This is a genomic window from Thermoanaerobacter siderophilus SR4 (assembly GCF_000262445.1).
Lineage (GTDB): Bacteria > Bacillota > Thermoanaerobacteria > Thermoanaerobacterales > Thermoanaerobacteraceae > Thermoanaerobacter > Thermoanaerobacter ethanolicus.
Window position 1 is genome coordinate 1,967,008 of record NZ_CM001486.1, and the last position, 17,803, is coordinate 1,984,810.

The 17,803-nt window shown below is 34.3% G+C and carries 15 protein-coding genes, 1 tRNA gene and 5 pseudogenes; 20 read left to right on the forward strand and 1 reads right to left on the reverse strand.

Translation table 11 applies throughout. The features are described from left to right. Nucleotides 1–27: 27 nt before the first annotated feature. The 20 genes and pseudogenes from nrdR to THESIDRAFT1_RS09725 all read left to right on the forward strand — a co-directional run bounded on the left by nrdR (nucleotide 28) and on the right by THESIDRAFT1_RS09725 (nucleotide 17,322). The gene (gene nrdR, locus THESIDRAFT1_RS09630; protein ID WP_006570256.1) at nucleotides 28–504 is read left to right on the forward strand and encodes a transcriptional regulator NrdR; all 477 of its coding nucleotides are present in this window, start codon (nucleotides 28–30) and stop codon (nucleotides 502–504) included. A gap of 51 nt (nucleotides 505–555) precedes the next feature. Continuing rightward, entirely contained in the window at nucleotides 556–1,260 is a 705-nt protein-coding gene (locus THESIDRAFT1_RS09635) for a winged helix-turn-helix domain-containing protein (protein WP_003871120.1), read from the forward strand. After that, nucleotides 1,260–2,629: pseudogene (pnpS, locus tag THESIDRAFT1_RS09640) on the forward strand (two-component system histidine kinase PnpS). Before THESIDRAFT1_RS09635 ends, pnpS begins: the two are co-directional and overlap by 1 nt. Before the next feature lie 80 nt (nucleotides 2,630–2,709). After that, a complete protein-coding gene (locus THESIDRAFT1_RS09645) occupies nucleotides 2,710–3,582 on the forward strand; it encodes a phosphate ABC transporter substrate-binding protein (protein ID WP_006570258.1) in 873 nt (290 codons plus the stop codon). Nucleotides 3,583–3,776: 194 nt separating this feature from the next. After that, complete coding sequence (gene pstC, locus THESIDRAFT1_RS09650; RefSeq protein ID WP_006570259.1) at nucleotides 3,777–4,676, forward strand: phosphate ABC transporter permease subunit PstC; 900 nt, start codon at nucleotides 3,777–3,779, stop codon at nucleotides 4,674–4,676. After that, nucleotides 4,673–5,560, forward strand: coding sequence for a phosphate ABC transporter permease PstA (pstA, locus tag THESIDRAFT1_RS09655; protein WP_006570260.1), 888 nt, complete (start codon nucleotides 4,673–4,675; stop codon nucleotides 5,558–5,560). Before pstC ends, pstA begins: the two co-directional genes overlap by 4 nt. A 41-nt stretch (nucleotides 5,561–5,601) precedes the next feature. Continuing rightward, nucleotides 5,602–6,350 (forward strand): annotated as a pseudogene (pstB, locus tag THESIDRAFT1_RS09660) (phosphate ABC transporter ATP-binding protein PstB). Between the two features lie 13 nt (nucleotides 6,351–6,363). Continuing rightward, nucleotides 6,364–7,017, forward strand: a complete 654-nt coding sequence (gene phoU, locus THESIDRAFT1_RS09665; protein WP_006570262.1) for a phosphate signaling complex protein PhoU — start codon at nucleotides 6,364–6,366, stop codon at nucleotides 7,015–7,017. A 392-nt stretch (nucleotides 7,018–7,409) separates the two neighbouring features. Beyond that, the gene (locus tag THESIDRAFT1_RS09670; protein ID WP_006570263.1) at nucleotides 7,410–8,114 is read left to right on the forward strand and encodes a DUF1614 domain-containing protein; all 705 of its coding nucleotides are present in this window, start codon (nucleotides 7,410–7,412) and stop codon (nucleotides 8,112–8,114) included. Further along, a complete protein-coding gene (gene spoIIP / locus THESIDRAFT1_RS09675) occupies nucleotides 8,092–9,237 on the forward strand; it encodes a stage II sporulation protein P (RefSeq protein WP_003871112.1) in 1,146 nt (381 codons plus the stop codon). Before THESIDRAFT1_RS09670 ends, spoIIP begins: the two co-directional genes overlap by 23 nt. After that, nucleotides 9,234–10,139: a YIEGIA family protein gene (locus THESIDRAFT1_RS09680; RefSeq protein ID WP_004401355.1), complete on the forward strand. Its 906-nt coding sequence runs from the start codon at nucleotides 9,234–9,236 to the stop codon at nucleotides 10,137–10,139. The genes spoIIP and THESIDRAFT1_RS09680 overlap by 4 nt, the downstream gene beginning before the upstream one ends. 9 nt (nucleotides 10,140–10,148) lie before the next feature. Further along, nucleotides 10,149–10,352: a capping complex subunit for YIEGIA gene (locus tag THESIDRAFT1_RS09685; RefSeq protein WP_003871110.1), complete on the forward strand. Its 204-nt coding sequence runs from the start codon at nucleotides 10,149–10,151 to the stop codon at nucleotides 10,350–10,352. A 9-nt stretch (nucleotides 10,353–10,361) separates the two neighbouring features. Further along, nucleotides 10,362–10,793 carry a DUF3189 family protein gene (locus THESIDRAFT1_RS09690; protein WP_006570264.1) on the forward strand — a complete coding sequence of 144 codons (432 nt, stop codon included), beginning with the start codon at nucleotides 10,362–10,364 and terminating at the stop codon, nucleotides 10,791–10,793. Nucleotides 10,794–10,805: 12 nt separating this feature from the next. After that, nucleotides 10,806–11,270: a DUF3189 family protein gene (locus THESIDRAFT1_RS09695; RefSeq protein ID WP_003867953.1), complete on the forward strand. Its 465-nt coding sequence runs from the start codon at nucleotides 10,806–10,808 to the stop codon at nucleotides 11,268–11,270. Between the two features lie 58 nt (nucleotides 11,271–11,328). Beyond that, nucleotides 11,329–12,644, forward strand: a pseudogene (locus THESIDRAFT1_RS14780) (DUF512 domain-containing protein). Between the two features lie 5 nt (nucleotides 12,645–12,649). Beyond that, nucleotides 12,650–13,968 (forward strand): annotated as a pseudogene (gene der / locus THESIDRAFT1_RS09705) (ribosome biogenesis GTPase Der). A gap of 19 nt (nucleotides 13,969–13,987) precedes the next feature. After that, nucleotides 13,988–14,584: a glycerol-3-phosphate 1-O-acyltransferase PlsY gene (gene plsY, locus THESIDRAFT1_RS09710; protein ID WP_003867956.1), complete on the forward strand. Its 597-nt coding sequence runs from the start codon at nucleotides 13,988–13,990 to the stop codon at nucleotides 14,582–14,584. A 15-nt stretch (nucleotides 14,585–14,599) separates the two neighbouring features. Next, complete coding sequence (locus THESIDRAFT1_RS09715; protein ID WP_004401364.1) at nucleotides 14,600–15,592, forward strand: NAD(P)H-dependent glycerol-3-phosphate dehydrogenase; 993 nt, start codon at nucleotides 14,600–14,602, stop codon at nucleotides 15,590–15,592. 121 nt (nucleotides 15,593–15,713) lie between these two features. Beyond that, nucleotides 15,714–17,192 (forward strand): stage IV sporulation protein A, encoded by a 1,479-nt coding sequence (gene spoIVA, locus THESIDRAFT1_RS09720; protein ID WP_006570266.1) that lies wholly within the window; start codon nucleotides 15,714–15,716, stop codon nucleotides 17,190–17,192. 54 nt (nucleotides 17,193–17,246) lie between these two features. Further along, nucleotides 17,247–17,322 (forward strand) — tRNA-Pro (locus tag THESIDRAFT1_RS09725). A 313-nt stretch (nucleotides 17,323–17,635) separates the two neighbouring features. Here the strand turns inward: THESIDRAFT1_RS09725 and THESIDRAFT1_RS13285 are convergent. After that, a pseudogene (locus tag THESIDRAFT1_RS13285) lies at nucleotides 17,636–17,803 on the reverse strand (transposase); the annotation flags it as partial.

Genomic DNA, 17,803 nt, shown 5'->3' on the forward strand with positions numbered 1-17,803 from the left:
CAATTAAGAATTGTTGGAGGTAATAAGATGAAATGCCCTTATTGTGGGTATCCAGATTCAAAAGTTATTGATTCTCGACCTACAGATGATAACACTTCTATAAGGAGAAGAAGGGAATGTTTAAAATGTGGGAAGAGATTTACTACTTATGAGAAAGTAGAACAATTGCCTATACTTGTAATAAAAAAAGACAATCGCCGAGAAGTCTATGACAGAGATAAAATATTAAAAGGCATGATAAAAGCTTGCGAAAAAAGGCCCGTGCCTATAAAGATCTTAGAAGAAATTACAGATGAAATTGACAAAAGAATAATAAATTCAATGGAAAGGGAAATAACCTCCACCGAAATCGGAGAAATGGTAATGGAAAAACTTAAAAATGTAGATGAAGTAGCTTATGTCAGATTTGCTTCTGTTTATAGGCAGTTTAAAGACATAAATACTTTTATGGATGAACTTAAGAAACTTCTTAAAGAGAATGAGACAAAAAAAGAAAAGACATAATTTTATTTTTGTTTCAAATGTGTACAAGCCATATTATCTGGAGGTGTCAAAATGGCCCATACGGTTTTGGTTATAGAAGATGAAATTCATATATTGGAACTTTTAAGATACAACTTGGAAGCAGCAGGATACAAAGTTATTACTTCGGAAAATGGAAAAGAAGGCTTGGATAAAGCACTTGAAGGAAAACCTGATTTGGTTATATTAGATTTGATGTTGCCAGATGTGGATGGACTGGAAATATGTAAAATTTTAAAAAAGAATGATGAAACGAAAAATATACCGATAATAATGTTAACAGCAAAAAGCGAAGAATTTGATAAAGTATTGGGATTGGAGTTGGGAGCAGATGATTATATAACAAAGCCTTTCAGCGTAAGAGAATTGTTAGCTCGAATTAAAGCCGTTCTTCGGCGAACCCAACAACCAGAAGAAGAAAAAGAAGGAATAATAAAATTTGGTGATATAGTTATAGATACTGGAAAGCATTTGGTTTATAAAAAAGGGAAAGTCTTAGAATTGACTTTAAAAGAGTTTGAGCTTTTAAAACTTTTGTCTCAAAATATGGGCAAAGTATTAACTAGAGACTATCTTTTAGATAAAGTATGGGGATATGAATATGCTGGAGAAACTCGAACTGTTGATGTCCATATCAGGCATTTAAGAAAAAAGATAGAAGACGATGATAAATCTCCTGTGTATATTGAAACTGTAAGAGGAATTGGATATAAGCTAAAAGATAAAGGTGAAGTGTGATGCTAAAGAAATCTTATTATAAATTGTTCATTATAAACCTACTTGGAATTTTAATAGTTGCCATATTTTTTTAGGTTATGTTCCAACGGCCAAATTTATTTTTACTATTTTATTAGGAATTTTTGTAACAGGCTTTTTAAGTTATAGATTTATACGAAATATAGTAGAGCCCATAAAAGAAATAACTGAAATTACAAAGGATATTGCAAATGGTATATACAGTCATGAACTTGAAAGCAATTCTATTGATGAAATAAAAGAACTTTCTCTTGCAGTAAATTCTATGTCTTATAAATTAAAAGAAACGATAGAGGAATTAAATGACAGAAATGCAAAATTAGAAGCCATTTTAAAAAGTATAGTAAATGGGGTTATCGCTTTTGATGATAATGAGAAAATATTACTTATAAATGATGCTGCGAGGAAAATTCTAAATATAAAAGAGAAAGATTTAATTGGAAGACATATCTTAGAAGTTGTAAGAAATAGTAAATTACATGACCTTTTTGAAGATGTTAAGAAAAATAAAAATCCCTCTTCCAGAAGTTTAGAACTAAATGTTTTCAACAAGCATCTCAAAGTGTATACCAGTCCAATTCTTCATCCAATTTCCCATCAAAATTTGGGTTTTGTGTTAATAATAGATGATATTACAGAAATGAGAAGATTGGAAAAAATAAGAAGCGAATTTGTTGCAAATGTGTCCCATGAGCTAAGAACTCCTTTGACTTCTATTAGAGGCTTTATTGAAACTTTAAGAAATGGTGCTATTGACAATCCGCAGACAAGAGATAAATTTTTAGATATAATTGATTTTGAGTCTGAAAGACTTACAAGACTTATAAACGATATACTCACTCTTTCTGAAATAGAAAATGTTAAAGAAGGTTATCCGACAGAAGAAATAGAATTAGATAATGAGATAGAGGATATATTATATATAATGGACAAGGTCGCGAGAAATAAAAATATAACGTTGAAAAAAGATTTAAATTGTACTGATTTGGTGATAAATACTAATAAAGATAGATTTCATCAGATGATGATCAATTTAATAGATAACGGTATAAAATACACTCCAGAGGGAGGATTTGTAAAAGTATCTACCAGAGAAGAGGGAGATAGAATAATTATTGAAGTAGAAGACAACGGTATTGGTATTTCAAAAGAAAATATTCCTCGGCTTTTTGAGAGATTTTATCGAGTTGACAAAAGTCGCTCAAGAAAATTAGGTGGTACAGGATTGGGACTTGCTATAGTTAAACATATCGTAGAATCTATGAAAGGGGAAATTTTTGTAGAAAGTGAAGTGGGGAGAGGTACAAAATTTATTATAAAATTCAACAAAGCTGATTTAACAAAGACTTAACAATATCTTAATATTGACTTTACAATAGACTGTTACAATGTAGTTGTACAAAAAATTTAAGGAATTTTGGAGGTGCTTCAATGTTAAATAGTCGATTTGCGAAAGTTGCTATTGCAGTACTGTTAATTGCAAGTTTTTTTACTTTTGCAGCGTGTGGCTCAAAACAACCTCAAAGTGCAGATTCTGGTAACCTGTCAGGTAATATAACAGTTGCTGGTTCTACAGCGTTACAGCCATTGGCTGAACAAGCTGCTAGAATGTTTATGGAAAAATATCCTAATGTAGCGATAACAGTGCAAGGCGGTGGCAGTGGTACAGGATTGACACAAGTAGTTCAAGGGGCAATTGATATTGGAAATTCTGATATTTTTGCTGAAGAAAAATTAGATGCCAACACAGCCAAATCTTTAGTAGATCATAAAGTTGCGGTTGTAGGTTTTGCTGTAGTTGTTAATAAAGATGTTACAGTTGATAATTTAACTCAACAACAATTAATAGACATTTTTACAGGGAAAATAACAAATTGGAAAGACGTTGGCGGACCAGATATGAAAATAGTTATTATTAATAGACCTGCAAGTTCAGGAACTCGTGCTACATTCAAGAAAGTGGTATTAAAGGGACAAGAAGAAGCTCAAGGTTTTGCTTTGACAGAGGATTCATCAGGTGCAGTTAAAAAAGCAGTTGCTGACACAAAAGGAGCTATAAGTTATCTTGCTTTATCCTACGTGGATGATACTGTTAAAGCTCTAAAATACGAGGGAGTAGAACCAACGGCCCAAAACATAATAGATGGCAAGTATCCTATTTGGTCATACGAGCATATGTATACAAAAGGAGAACCAACAGGAGCAGCCAAAGCTTTCTTAGATTTCATGATGTCAGATGAAGTGCAGAAAGGACCTCTTACTAAGTTAGGATTTATCCCTGTTACTGAAATGAAAACAAAATAAAGTAAAAAAGGGGAGCTGGTTTATTTTCCAGCTCCTTTTTAAGGCGAGAAATAATGGAAATTTGTAAAAAAACGAATAAATTTAACATAGATTTAACATAAATTTAACATAGATTTAATGAATGTTTTTTTTAAGTTGTTATCATGAAATGAGTGTGATTATTGTCATTAGATTTTCTCAAACGGGGGATGGGTATGACAGTTGATAAAAAATATGAAAGCAAGCGAAAAGTGGTTGACATATTTGGAAGAGTTATCGTTTTCATCTCTGCTTTATTGTTAATAATTATTACTGTTTCACTATTTTTATTTGTGACATCTAAAGGCCTTTCTACTTTCATAAAAGATGGCATCTCGATAAAAGAGTTTTTGTTTTCTACCACTTGGAATCCGGATAGAGAGGTACCTGCTGTCGGGTCTTTGCAATTTATAATAGGGTCTATTCTTGTTTCTGCTTTTGCAATTATGATAAGTGCACCTCTGGGAGTTTCCTCTGCAATTTTTATGGTAGAGATTGAAAAAAAATTAGGACAAAAAATATTGCAACCAGCTATTGAGATTTTTGTTGGTATTCCCTCTGTCGTATACGGATGGGTTGGTCTTACTGTATTAGTTCCTTTTATAAGTAAACATTTTGGAGGATTGGGCTTTAGTTTATTGGCAGGTATATTAGTCCTTACCATTATGACGCTTCCAACAATTACTAGTGTTAGTACTGATGCTATAAGGTCATTACCTGTGGAAATAAGAGAAGCCAGTTATGCTCTTGGCGCGACAAGATGGCAGACAATACGACATGTTGTCATTCCTGCTGCGAAATCTGGAATTTTAACAGCAATTATTTTGGGTTTGGCAAGGGCTTTTGGAGAAGCTTTGGCAGTTCAAATGGTTATAGGTAATCGTCCAGTTATTCCCAAATCTTTTTTAGAGCCTATGAGCACTATAACCTCTATTATTACAATGGACATGGCAAATACAGTAATGGGTTCTGTATGGAATGATGCACTTTGGTCTTTAGCATTACTGCTTCTCATAATATCTTTTACTTTTATCATTATTATCAAATTAGTTGGCAGGAGGGGAATGTATAAATGAAATCCAAGCTGTATGACAAAATAGCGACTATATATTTCTATGCTGTTGCTGTGTTTTTAATCTTGTTTTTGGTTTCATTAATAAGTTATATATTATATCAAGGGAGAACTAAACTCAATATAGATTTTTTAACTTCCCCTCCAAAATTTATGGAAGCAGGAGGAGGCATAGGGCCACAGCTTTTTAATTCGTTAGAATTATTAATAATAACTTTGATAATTTCTGTTCCTATAGGCTTAGGTGCAGGAATCTATATGGCAGAGTATGCAAAGCCAGGTCTATTAACAGAACTTATAAGATTGTCAGTAGAAACTTTATCTTCAATGCCTTCTATTGTAGTAGGTCTTTTTGGACTTTTAGTGTTTGTAACTATGACTGGATGGGGTTATTCCCTCATTGCAGGAGCTCTTGCTCTTACGGTGTTAAATCTTCCTGTAATGACAAGAGTAAGTGAAGATTCAATTAGAAGTGTGCCTAATAGTTTGCGAGAGGCAAGTTACGCTTTAGGTTCCACAAAATGGCAAACAATTGTAAAAGTTGTAGTGCCTGCTGCAATGCCTGGAATTATAACCGGGATAATTTTAACTGCTGGAAGAATTTTTGGAGAAGCTGCTGCTTTATTGTATACTGCAGGTATGAGCAGCCCTGCCTTGAATTTTTCAAACTTAAATCCTTCAAGTCCTACCTCGCCTTTAAATATCTTTAGACCTGCAGAGACTTTAGCTGTTTATATTTGGAAGGTAAATAGTGAGGGGTTAGCACCTGATGCAAGACAGATTGCAGACGGTGCAGCAGCAGTTTTATTGCTAATGGTATTGATTTTCAACATCCTTGCTAGATGGTTAGGAAGTACATTATATAAAAGAATGACAGGCGAAAAATAAAATGGTATAATATAGCTAATAGGAAGGGGAATGACTGACAAATGAAAAAAATAGAGGTCAGAGAGTTGGACTTATTTTATGGTGAGGTCCAGGCCCTTAAAAAAATAAATTTGGATGTAGAAGCAAATAGCGTTTTGGCACTTATAGGTCCGTCTGGTTGTGGGAAATCTACCTTTATTCGTACTTTAAACAGGATGAACGATCTTATAGAAGGGGTCAAAATAAATGGAACAGTTTTGCTAGATGGACAAGACTTATACAAAGAGGTAGATGTTATTGAACTTAGAAAAAAAGTAGGAATGGTTTTCCAAAAACCAAATCCTTTTCCTATGACTGTTTACGACAATGTAGCATATGGACCTAGAATCCATGGTATAAAAGACAAAAAAAGTTAAATGAAATTGTTGAAAAAAGTTTAAAAGCTGCAGCTTTATGGGATGAAGTAAAAGATAGGCTTCATAAGTCGGCTCTTAGTTTATCTGGAGGTCAACAGCAAAGGCTTTGCATTGCTAGGACATTGGCAGTAGAGCCAGAAGTAATTTTGATGGATGAGCCTACATCTGCGTTAGACCCTATTTCTACTATGAAAATAGAGGAATTAATTGAGGAACTTAAAAATAAATATACAATAATAATAGTAACTCACAATATGCAACAGGCAGGAAGAGTGTCTGATTATACTGCGTTTTTCCTAAATGGTGAATTAATTGAAAGTGGACCAACAGATCAAGTATTTTATAATCCTAAAGATAAAAGAACAGAAGATTACATTACTGGTAGATTCGGTTAAAGGAGGTGACACAGTGAATCGCACCCATTTTGAAAAAGAATTAGAGGAACTCCATTATGACGTATTGAAAATGGGTAGCCTTGTAGAAGAGGCCATAGCAAATGCCATTGCTTCTTTAGTAAACCATGATACAGAATTAGCTCAGAAAGTTATAGATGACGATGACAGGATAGACAAAATAGAAGTAGAAATTGATAATAAGTGTGCAAAAATCATGGTCACACAGCAGCCGATTGCAAGGGATTTGAGAATAGTTTTGACGGGCCTTAAAATTGTTACAGATTTAGAAAGAATGGCAGATCATGCAGTAGATATAGCAAAGACTACGTTGCGGATTGCTCATCAAAAGTATATAAAACCTTTAATCGATATTCCTAGAATGGCAGAAATCGTAAGAGAAATGGTCAAAATGTCTTTGGATTCCTACGTACGACAAGATTTAGACCTGGCAAGAGCTATTGGCGAAAAAGACGATATAGTAGATGCTCTTTACAAACAGATTTTTAGAGAACTTTTGACATATATGATGGAAGACCCTAGAAACATTGACCAGGCAACTCAATTTTTGTTTGTTGCTCGTTATCTTGAGAGAATTGCTGACCATGCAACTAATATATGTGAATGGATAATCTACCTAGATACCGGTGAACATATAGATTTAAATTGAAATGCAAAAAGCGCTCACTCGAAGAAGTGAGCGCTCAGTTTGTTGACAAAGTTAAAAAATATTCAAAGGAGATATTTTGCATCGTCGCTCCGATGTTCCAAAGCGACAAAACTAAAGCTCGACCTTCGGGCTCCGGCAGGGTACCGGGCACAATCGGCCTCCTTGCCTCAGGTGCCCGCCTCCGCCATCCATGGCTTCGGCCCTGCCTCCACCCTCGGTCTTGCTAAGTTTTGTTACCGCTTTGTAACAAGTCGCTCCTTATGCAAAATATCTCCTTTACGAAAGTTTGTCTACAGTCTGAAGCGCTCACTCGAAGAAGTGAGCGCTTTTTGCATATTTTTTTTGCATTGTGTAAAACATATTTTTAAGAAAAAAGTTAAGGAGTGATTTTGATGCCATTAAGTTATATTTTGCTTTCTATTACAGGATTGGTCGTTTTGTTCGGATTTGCCCATAGAGTATTAGATAGGATGAAAATGACAGATACTTGGGCTTTTTTAGTGATAATTGGGATGATTATAGGGACTTTGATACCTAATATTCCTATAACCAAAACTGTGTCTATAAACATAGGTGGAGCTGCTATTCCTATAGCAGTATGTGTGTATCTTTTTTTGAGAGCAGAAAGTACCAGAGAAAGAGTAAATGCAGTTGTAGTATCAATTGTTACAGGAATAGCTGTTTTTATTGCAGGGCGAATACTTCCTGCAGAACCTGAAGCCATGATTATTGAGCCTAAGTATATTTATGGTATTGTTGGAGGTTTAATCGCGTATCTTTTTTCACGTTCGAGAAGAAGTGCTTTTATTGCAGGAGTGATGGGAATAATGCTGGCAAATGTGATGCAGGCAGTTTCAAACTACTTGACAGGGACAGGAGGAGCAGTACCCATAGGAGGAGCTGGATTTTTCGATTCGGTAGTTATATCTATGATAATTGCCGTGTTTTTGTCTGAAATAATTGGGGAAACAAGAGAAAAAATACAAGGAGGTACTTCTAAAAAGCATCTTGAACCCAGGGAGGGTATGGCTAGCAGCCTGATAGATACTAACAAAAAAGAAGAGGGTGATAAAAATGAACAAAAAGAAGATGAATAAAGTTACAATATTAATCTTATTGATTATTGTGTTTTTATCTTTTGCTTTTAGCAGTTATGCAGAGAAGCAGGCTGAATTACAACCTGATTATTACACAGTGTATGATGCAAAGACAAATAAAGTGCTTTTCAGGACTGCAATGGAGGTTTATAAAGGGGATAGATATTTATCAGGGGATAATAAATTGTATGAAGTGTTCAAAGTGGATAAAAATGAAAATATAGCTTATGCAAAGTATTTGCGAACAGAAAAACTTCCAGATGTTAACATAGAAGAAATTTCACAAGCAATGGCAGTAGCAGAAAATACTGGTGAAAAGAGAGTGGCGATATATTCTACCCACAGTGATGAATCATATCTTCCTTCAGATGGCGCTGCAAGTATCAATGGACATGGCGGGATATATAAAGTAGATGCCGCCTTACAAAAAGCTTTAGAGGCAAAAGGAGTCACAGTCAAAGTGGACAGGACTTTGTATTTACCGCATGATGCTATGGCATACAGCCGGTCAAGAACTGGAGCAGTCAAACTTTTAAAGGATTTTAAACCGGACTTACTTTTGGATGTCCATAGAGATGCAGTCCCTTTCAAAGAATATATACGAAAAATTGCAGGGAAGAATGCTACAGGCGTAAGAATTGTCTTAGGACGGAACAACCCTAATTTAAAAGCAAATCAGCAATTAGCCTATAGGATAAAAGCTATTGCGGATAAGACATATCCAAACATGATCAAGGATGTATTTTTTGGACAAGGAGATTTCAATCAAGATTTGACTCCAAACTCTTTGCTGTTAGAATTTGGCACTTATTCTCACACAAGAGAAAGAGCAGAAGTTTCAGCTTCTTTAATAGCAGACATATTGACAAAAGCTTTATATGGTTCCGATGAACAAAAACAAGTAGGTACAGTTACAAAAACTCAAAAGCCGTTGCCAGGACAAAATAAAGCTGCAGGTACCGGAATATGGGTTTTGATTGGAGTTGTTGTAGTATCAGCAGTAGCTTTCATGTTTTTGAGTACTGGTGGGAGAGAGATGTATCACAAGTTTTCTAAAGCTACGCGCAAAGAATTTGCAAGTTATTTGGGTAAGTTTAGGAGAAAAAAAGGAGATGAGCCATGAGCATAAATCATGAATTGTATATCAATATTGTGGTTTGTGGAATTGCTTTGGGGACACTTGCCCGCTTTATATATTTAAGAGTGGACTATAGGCAGTATCCTACTTATCCTCAAGGTTATATGACTCATTTAACCTTAGGGGTAATTTCAGCTGCTTTAGGAGCTTTTTCTGTGCCTGCATTAATTGAAAAACAGTACACTGCTGTCACCTTTTTAGCTTTGGCAGCACAACAATTTAAAGAAGTAAGAGAAATAGAGAGAGCCAGTTTAGAAAAAATGGAAGCAACAGAATTAGTTCCAAGAGGAGCAGCTTATATAGAAAATATAGCTAAAATTTTTGAAGCAAGAAACTATATTGCTATGGCAGTAGCTACTCTTACTTCTTTGGCAGTTTATCTTTCTAAAAGTGTTATAATAGGGACAATTGTGGGAGGACTAGCAATTTATTTGTCTCGTTATGTAATGAAAATTGCTTATATTAGAGATATTGCCGAAGTTCTTCCTTCAAAGATTGTTTTTAAAGGACCTTTATTGTGCGTTGAGGATGTGGTTTTAGCAGATATAGGTCTAAAAGAAGGAAGAGAAATAATAGAGAAATTTGGAATGGCTGTTATAATACGTCCGAAAGGGTTAGATAGTTTAATTTCCATAAATAACTTAGGAATAAGACAGGCTATTCTCCATGAAGCTGCTAATCAATTAGGATTAAAAATGAATATTGATACTCCTGAATTAGCTCCTCTTACTATGAACAACAATGAAAATGGAGATATTATTGTGGTTATGGTAGCGATGAAGCCTGATATAGATGCATTTGTGGAAATTATAAAGAATGTGCCAGCAATTGAAACTGTAAGAAAGTATCCTTCAAAGTCAAGGGGCGCGAGAAAAGCTGTTAATTGAGGTGATAGAATGGAAGTACATGTAACAGGATATATAATAGCAATAGTAGCTTTAAGAAAAGCAAAAGATAATGTCTTAAGTGGTACTGCACCCATCATTTATGTAGAAAATGAAGAAGAGCAGCAAAAGATTTCTATGTATTTGAGCAGAATTTTTAAGGCAGCCGTTCACGATCTTGAAAATGGAGTATTTATTTTAGTTAAACAATATTAGGTGGTATCTATGAAAGTAGTGTATTATAGCTATTATGGGTGCTATTCTTCTCCTATATGTGCATATCTTCATTTAAATGATAAATCCAAAATTGAAAAAGAGGAATTTTTTAAAATCCCTTTTTTGTTTCAATTTGATTATGGACAAATGAGATTTATTGGGAAAGATAATAATCAAAATGAAGTGTTCATAATAGGAATGAAAAATTTTAGTGAAAATATCAAGAAAACTTTGTGTGATTTGATGGAAGTTTTTAAAATAAAAGAAGATATAATTTTTATAGATACTTCCCACTATGATGTAATTTTTTTTAAAGTGCTGATGAATCTAAGAGGTAAGAAAATACTAACACAAACTATAGACAATTTTTTGTATAATTACTATTTGATGAGACACAAGAATATAAAAAGATTTGTAGAGAGATATAAAAAAATACTATGAGGTGGTAGGTTTGTGATTATTGTATATATGTGTTATGGAAGTGCTCACTCTTCTGTTGTAGCTGCTTCTATACACATAGGACTTTTACCTATTGACAGAGTGCCTACTTATGAAGAAATTGTTTCTCTTCCTCATTATGATAAAACTTCCAACGATGAAATTGGCACTCTTTTTTATATGGGTAAGGATGAATTTGGAAACTATGTGTACATTGTCGGTGCGAGAAATGGGCGAGAAATAGTGACAAAAGCTATTTACAGTTTTTTGTCTTTATATGGAATTTCTGAAAAAGATATATTAGTCGTAGATGCACTTCCTACCATAGGACTTACTACAAAGATTGGAGGTATTACGTCAAGGCGCTTAGGAATTATCTTTTTAGGTAGGCCTATAACGGTATATGGCATATTGAAAAAATACAACAATTTCGTAAAATTAGTAACAGATATTAAAACAAAGTTGCAAATAAGGTCTTGACGTATTGATAGGATTAATTCATAATTGAAAAGAGAGGAGTTAATTTAGGAGGAAAAATATGCATAAAATAAATATAAAAGATGTAATAAAAGGAAGTATAGCATGGGATTTAGATATACAAAAAGGAGACAAACTCATTACATTAAACGGAAAAGAAATAATTGATATAATAGATTATCGATATGAAGTGTCAAATGAGTTTATACAATTAGAAATTGAAAAGGCTACAGGAGAAAGATATATTTTTGAAGTGGAAAAAGACTATGATGAGGATTTAGGGTTAGTCTTTGAAGAAGAAATAATTGACAGGCCAAAACATTGTAGAAATAAGTGTATTTTTTGCTTTATTGACCAGTTACCTAAAGGAGTCCGCAAATCTCTTTTATTTAAGGATGACGATTATAGGTTTTCCTTTTTACAAGGTAATTTTATTACTATGACTAATATGAGTGAAGAGGAAATTGCCAGGGTAATAAAATATAAGCTCTCTCCCTTATATGTTTCAATTCATGCCACTGATGATGATGTAAGAGTAAAAATGATAAATAACCCGAATGCAAAAGGTATAATGGATAAATTAAAAAACTTGTTGAGAACGGAATTGAGGTACATGGTCAAATCGTATTATGTCCAGAAATAAATGATGGTAAAATTCTTGACAGAACTATCAAGGATTTGTCAAGTCTATATCCTGGTGTAAAATCAATAGCAGTTGTTCCAGTAGGACTTACAGACCACAGAGAGAAACTTTATAAACTTAGAACTTTTACTAAAGAGGAAGCTAAAAATGTGGTCGAACAAGTATTTTCATGGCAAAAGAAATTAAAGAAAGAATTAGGTTCTTCTTTTGTTTTTTTGTCAGATGAGTTTTATGTGATGGCAGGTGTTACTATACCTTCTTATTATCATTACGAGGGATTTCCTCAAATAGAAAATGGCGTAGGACTTATGGCATTGTTTAAACATCAATTTCAAAGGAGTCTAAAAAGATTAAAAGTGAAGAAAGGGAAAAATATAAACACCACCCCTTACATTATTGTTACAGGAATAGCTGCCTATAATTTTATGGAAGAAGTAGCGAAAGAATTAAGAAAAACAGGGTTTAATGTAAAAGTGGAGAAGATACACAATGAGTTTTTTGGTCACAATATCACAGTAGCTGGACTTGTGGTGGGGAAAGATATAATAAACCAATTAAAAGGTAAAATAAATGAGGAAGTTTTAGTTATTCCCGATGTCATGTTAAAGGAAAGTTCAAATGTTTTTCTTGATGATACTACTGTTGAAGAAATAGAAAGAGAACTGGGGACAAAAGTTATAGTTTCTGAAGTCGATGGGAGAAAATTTTTACAAAGGATACAGAGTGGAAGGTGATAGATATGGCAGGAGCAATGGTAAGTATTGTAGGTAGACCAAACGTGGGTAAATCTACTCTTTTTAATAAAATTATGGGAAAAAGAATTTCTATTGTGGAAGACAAACCAGGAGTTACAAGGGATAGAGTATACGGCAATGCAGAATGGCTGGACAAAAAATTTATATTAGTAGACACAGGAGGATTAGACCCAAATGCTGAAGATATCCTCTTTTCAAAAGTCCGTTTACAAGTGGAAGCAGCAATTGATGCTTCCGACGTAATATTATTTTTAGTTGATGCAAAAGAAGGTTTAATGCCAGAAGATGAAGAAATAGCAAACATTTTAAGAAGAGCAAAAAAAGAAGTTATTTTGGTTTGCAACAAGGTGGACAGTTTTAAAGAAATGCCTCCTACTTATTATGACTTTTTTAGCCTTGGTTTAGGCAATCCCATTCCAATTTCAGCGTCAAATGGGTTGGGCATCGGAGAACTTTTAGACGAAGTAGTAAAAAAATTGCCACAGGAAGAGTTAGAATACACTGAAGAGACAATTAAAATTGCTGTTATTGGCAAACCTAATGTGGGGAAATCCTCACTAGTTAACAAAATATTAGGGGAAGAAAGGGTAATAGTCAGTAACATACCTGGCACTACACGGGATGCAATAGATACTCCTTTTTCAAAAGATGGGAAGAACTATGTTCTTATTGATACAGCAGGGATACGTAGAAAAAGTAGAATTAGCGAATCTATAGAAAGGTACAGCGTACTAAGAGCTTTAGCTGCAATTGAAAGGTCTGATATATGCCTTTTGATGATAGATGCTACAGAAGGTCCAACAGAACAGGACACTAAAATAGCAGGATATGCGTTTGAAAATGGAAAAGGAATCATCATAGTTGTTAATAAATGGGATGCAATAAAAAAGATAATAATACTGTTAATGAGTATACTAAGATGGTAAGAGAAAAACTATCTTTTATATCTTTTGCTCCTATACTATTTATTTCAGCAAAAACAGGGCAAAGAGTACACAGAGTTTTAGAGACTGTAGATAAAGTATGGGAGGAATATAATAAAAGAATTACTACTGGTCTTTTAAATAATGTGCTAAATGAAGCTATGCTTATGTTTCCGCCACCTGCTGATAAGGGCAAACCATTAAAAGTATATTATACTTCACAAGTAGGAATTAAGCCGCCTTCTTTTGTAGTATTTGTCAATGAACCTGAGCTGATGCATTTTTCCTATTTAAGATTTATTGAGAATACATTAAGACAAAATTTTGGCTTTGAAGGAGTACCTGTTGTGATTTCTACGAGAAAAAGAGGGGAAAATTAAAAGGGAAAGGGGGGAAAATATGTACGCTGTTTTGACGGCCATCATTGCTTATTTGATTGGTTGCATAAACAATGCATATATTTTAACAAAATATACGCGAAAAATAGACATTCGCAATTATGGGAGTGGAAATGCGGGGGCTACTAATGTTTTAAGAGTATTAGGGTATAAAGCTGCGGCTCCTGTTTTTGCATTGGATGTGTTAAAAGGAGTAATAGCCGTATTAATCGGTAAGTATTTAATGGGTAATACTGGTGCTATGATTGCAGGAATAGCAGTGGTATGCGGTCATAACTGGCCTGTGTTTTTAAAATTTAGAGGTGGAAAAGGAATTGCTACAAGCGTTGGAGTTGTAATGACCGTAAGTCCTCTTTTAGGGCTCATAGCCTTAGCAATTGGGGTTACAGTAATTGTTTTGACAAAATACGTATCTTTAGGGTCCATAACAGGGTCGGTTACTTTTGTGCTTTTAAATGCAATCTTTTGGAATTCAACACAAATATTCATATTTTCGCTTATTCTGGCATCTTTAGCAATTTTCCAACACCGTTCTAATATAAAACGTTTGCTGGCGGGAACAGAATCCAAGCTGGGACAAAAGACGGAAATAAAATGAGAAAGGAAAGTGGTCATGAAAATATCAGTATTAGGTGCGGGAAGTTGGGGAACAGCTATAGCGATACACTTAAACCGACTTGGGCATCAAATTACATTGTGGATGAGAGATAAAAATCAGTTTGAGGAAATTGTGTCTACTCGTCACAATAAAAAATATCTTGATGTTGATATTCCTCAAGAAATTTCCATTACTACTGATTTAAAAGAGGCAGTAACTAACTCTGAAATAGTAGTAATCGCAGTACCTTCTCATGCTGTGAGAGAGATATCGGAAAAATTAAAAGAGGTAGTTGATAAAAACTTTATTGTGGTAAATCTTGCAAAGGGAATAGAGACTTCCACTTTAAAAAGAATGTCTGAAGTCATAAAAGAATATCTTTCAAATGATGTAGTTGTTTTGTCAGGTCCTAGTCATGCTGAGGAAGTAGTCAGGCAAATTCCTACAGCCTGTGTTTTAGCCTCTTTGAATGTTAAAGCCTGTGAAATAGTGCAAGATGCCTTTATGGATGAAAACTTTAGGTTGTATATAAACAAGGACGTTGTGGGAGTGGAATTAGGAGGATCATTAAAGAATATTATAGCCTTGGGAGCTGGAATTTCAGACGGGCTTGGATTTGGCGATAATACCAAAGCTGCTCTTATGACAAGAGGTCTTGCGGAAATTACTCGTTTGGGTGTCGCGTTAGGTTCTGATCCGTTGACGTTTTTAGGTTTGGCAGGTGTAGGAGACCTCATTGTCACTTGTACCAGCATGCTTTCACGAAATAGAAGAGCAGGGATACTTATAGGTAAAGGTAAAAGTTTAGAAGAAGCATTAAAAGAGATAGGAATGGTAGTAGAAGGAGTTAATACTACAAAATCCGCCTACAGACTTTCTCAAATTCATAAAATAGAAATGCCAATAACTAAAGAAATTTATTCCATACTTTTTGAGGGTAAAAATCCCTATGAGGCTGTTTATAGCCTTATGACGAGAGATAAAAAACATGAATTGCACGGTATTTGATCTCCGGTTTTCCGGAGATTTTATTATATTTCAATATTTTTTACATATAAATGTACTGTTAAAGCATATATATATGAGTGAGAAGAAAAGGATATGGGGATATAAAAAGGAGGGAAATGGGTTGGAAAACTACGATATCTATAAAAATATTGCAGAAAGAACACAAGGGGATATCTACATAGGAGTAGTAGGCCCAGTGAGAACAGGTAAATCGACTTTTATTAAGCGATTTATGGACATATTAGTACTGCCATACATAGAAAATCTTCCCCAAAAAGAGAGAATAAAAGATGAATTGCCACAAAGTGCAGCAGGCAAAACCATAATGACTACTGAGCCTAAATTTGTTCCTGAAAAAGCGGTAGAGATAACAATTAATGAAAACACGAGGTTTAAAGTGAGATTAGTAGATTGTGTAGGATATATGGTCAAAGGTGCACTGGGATACATGGAAGGGGATAAGCCCCGTATGGTGTCTACTCCTTGGTATGATTATGAAATACCTTTTGAGGAAGCGGCAGAAATAGGAACAAAAAAAGTCATAAATGACCATTCTACAATAGGATTAGTGATGACCACTGATGGAAGCATAACCGACATACCGCGAGAAAATTATGTAGCAGCAGAAGAAAGGGTAGTAAAAGAATTAAAAGAATTGAATAAACCTTTTATAATAGTGCTAAATACAACTGATCCTCAAAGTCCCGAAACAATTAATTTAGCAAAAGAATTAGAGAAAAAATACGATGTACCTGTTGTTGTTTTAAATGTACTTAAAATGGAAATACCAGACATTCATGCAATTTTGGAAAAAGTCTTATTTGAATTTCCCATACGGGAGATTGCAATTGATTTGCCTAAATGGGTAGATGCTCTTGATAAAAGTCATTGGCTTAAGCAAAATATAATGGAAACAGTAAAAGAAAACATAAAAGATTTGTTTAGATTAAGAGATATACCTAAGTTAGTTGGTGGTCTTAAAGCAAATGAAAACTTTTCTGAGGTGTTTATAAAGAAGATAACTCCAGGTGAAGGCTGTGCAAATGTTGAAATAAAAACCCAGGAAGGCTTATTCTTTAAGATATTAAGTGATGAAAGCGGACTTGAAATTCAGGGTGATAAAGAATTAATGACAATGATGAGAGAATTGGCTTATGCAAAAAGACAGTATGATAGAGTTAAAGATGCTTTTTTACAAGCTGAAAAAACAGGTGTAGGAGTGGTACCTGCAAGCCTTGATGACATGAAGTTTGAAAAACCCGAAATAGTAAGGCAAGGTGGGAGATTTGCGGTAAGGCTTAGAGCTTCTGCTCCTTCATATCACATATTTAGAACTGATATTACGGCAGAAGTATCGCCAGTTGTAGGAACAGAAAAGCAAAGTGAAGATTTTGTAAAATATTTGACAGAACAGTTTGAGAGCGATCCAGAAAAAATTTGGGAATCTAACATTTTTGGCAAGACCTTGAGTGACCTTGTAAAAGAGGGAATGCAAAACAAGATTGGCACCATTCCCGAAAACTTAAGTCATAAACTAAGAGATACATTAGAAAGAGTAGTGAATGACAGCGGAGGCGGAATAATCTTTATAATCATTTAACTATTGATTTTTTCTTTTATCTCGTTTATAATAAAAGCTGAACATAGTTTCTTTCTGGGTGTGGCGCAGCTGGTAGCGCGCCAGAATGGGGTTCTGGAGGCCGGGGGTTCAAGTCCCCCCACTCAGACCAGTGAAGATCAGTAACCGCAAGGCTTTGCGGTTTTCTTTTTTTGGAAATACAATTAGAAATCGAAATTTGCAAACATTTTGCAAACATATTTTTTATTTTGTTTCTTTTATCTAGGGATGTGCAAAATTAATAAAAATAATCACGACAAAAAACCAAAATATGTATGACATACAATATATAGTAATCAACACTGACAATCAAACATAAAGGAAGTGGTAAAGGAAAAGAAAGACAAAAAGAGGAGACTAAAAAGGGCATAAATATCCTGTAGAAGTCAAATGTTAAAAATGGCATGAACTAAATTCAGCAAAAGTTAAGCCGATTGCATCAGAGCACTAAGAGACTTAAACTCATCAAATTTACCCAGTTTAATAGCTACAATAGCGACAGTAAGCAAAGTAATATGGCCAAAAGTATTAAGGTTGCTGACAGAATTAATATTTCTAACATAAGCCTTTTCAAAATCCAGAGCTTTAAAGCG

Coding starts and splice junctions, on each gene's coding strand:
- nrdR (WP_006570256.1), top strand. CDS start 28: ATGAAATGCCCTTATTGTGGGTATCCAGATTCAAAAGTTATTGATTCT.
- THESIDRAFT1_RS09635 (WP_003871120.1), top strand. CDS start 556: ATGGCCCATACGGTTTTGGTTATAGAAGATGAAATTCATATATTGGAA.
- THESIDRAFT1_RS09645 (WP_006570258.1), top strand. CDS start 2,710: ATGTTAAATAGTCGATTTGCGAAAGTTGCTATTGCAGTACTGTTAATT.
- pstC (WP_006570259.1), top strand. CDS start 3,777: ATGACAGTTGATAAAAAATATGAAAGCAAGCGAAAAGTGGTTGACATA.
- pstA (WP_006570260.1), top strand. CDS start 4,673: ATGAAATCCAAGCTGTATGACAAAATAGCGACTATATATTTCTATGCT.
- THESIDRAFT1_RS09670 (WP_006570263.1), top strand. CDS start 7,410: ATGCCATTAAGTTATATTTTGCTTTCTATTACAGGATTGGTCGTTTTG.
- spoIIP (WP_003871112.1), top strand. CDS start 8,092: ATGAACAAAAAGAAGATGAATAAAGTTACAATATTAATCTTATTGATT.
- THESIDRAFT1_RS09680 (WP_004401355.1), top strand. CDS start 9,234: ATGAGCATAAATCATGAATTGTATATCAATATTGTGGTTTGTGGAATT.
- THESIDRAFT1_RS09685 (WP_003871110.1), top strand. CDS start 10,149: ATGGAAGTACATGTAACAGGATATATAATAGCAATAGTAGCTTTAAGA.
- THESIDRAFT1_RS09690 (WP_006570264.1), top strand. CDS start 10,362: ATGAAAGTAGTGTATTATAGCTATTATGGGTGCTATTCTTCTCCTATA.
- plsY (WP_003867956.1), top strand. CDS start 13,988: ATGTACGCTGTTTTGACGGCCATCATTGCTTATTTGATTGGTTGCATA.
- THESIDRAFT1_RS09715 (WP_004401364.1), top strand. CDS start 14,600: ATGAAAATATCAGTATTAGGTGCGGGAAGTTGGGGAACAGCTATAGCG.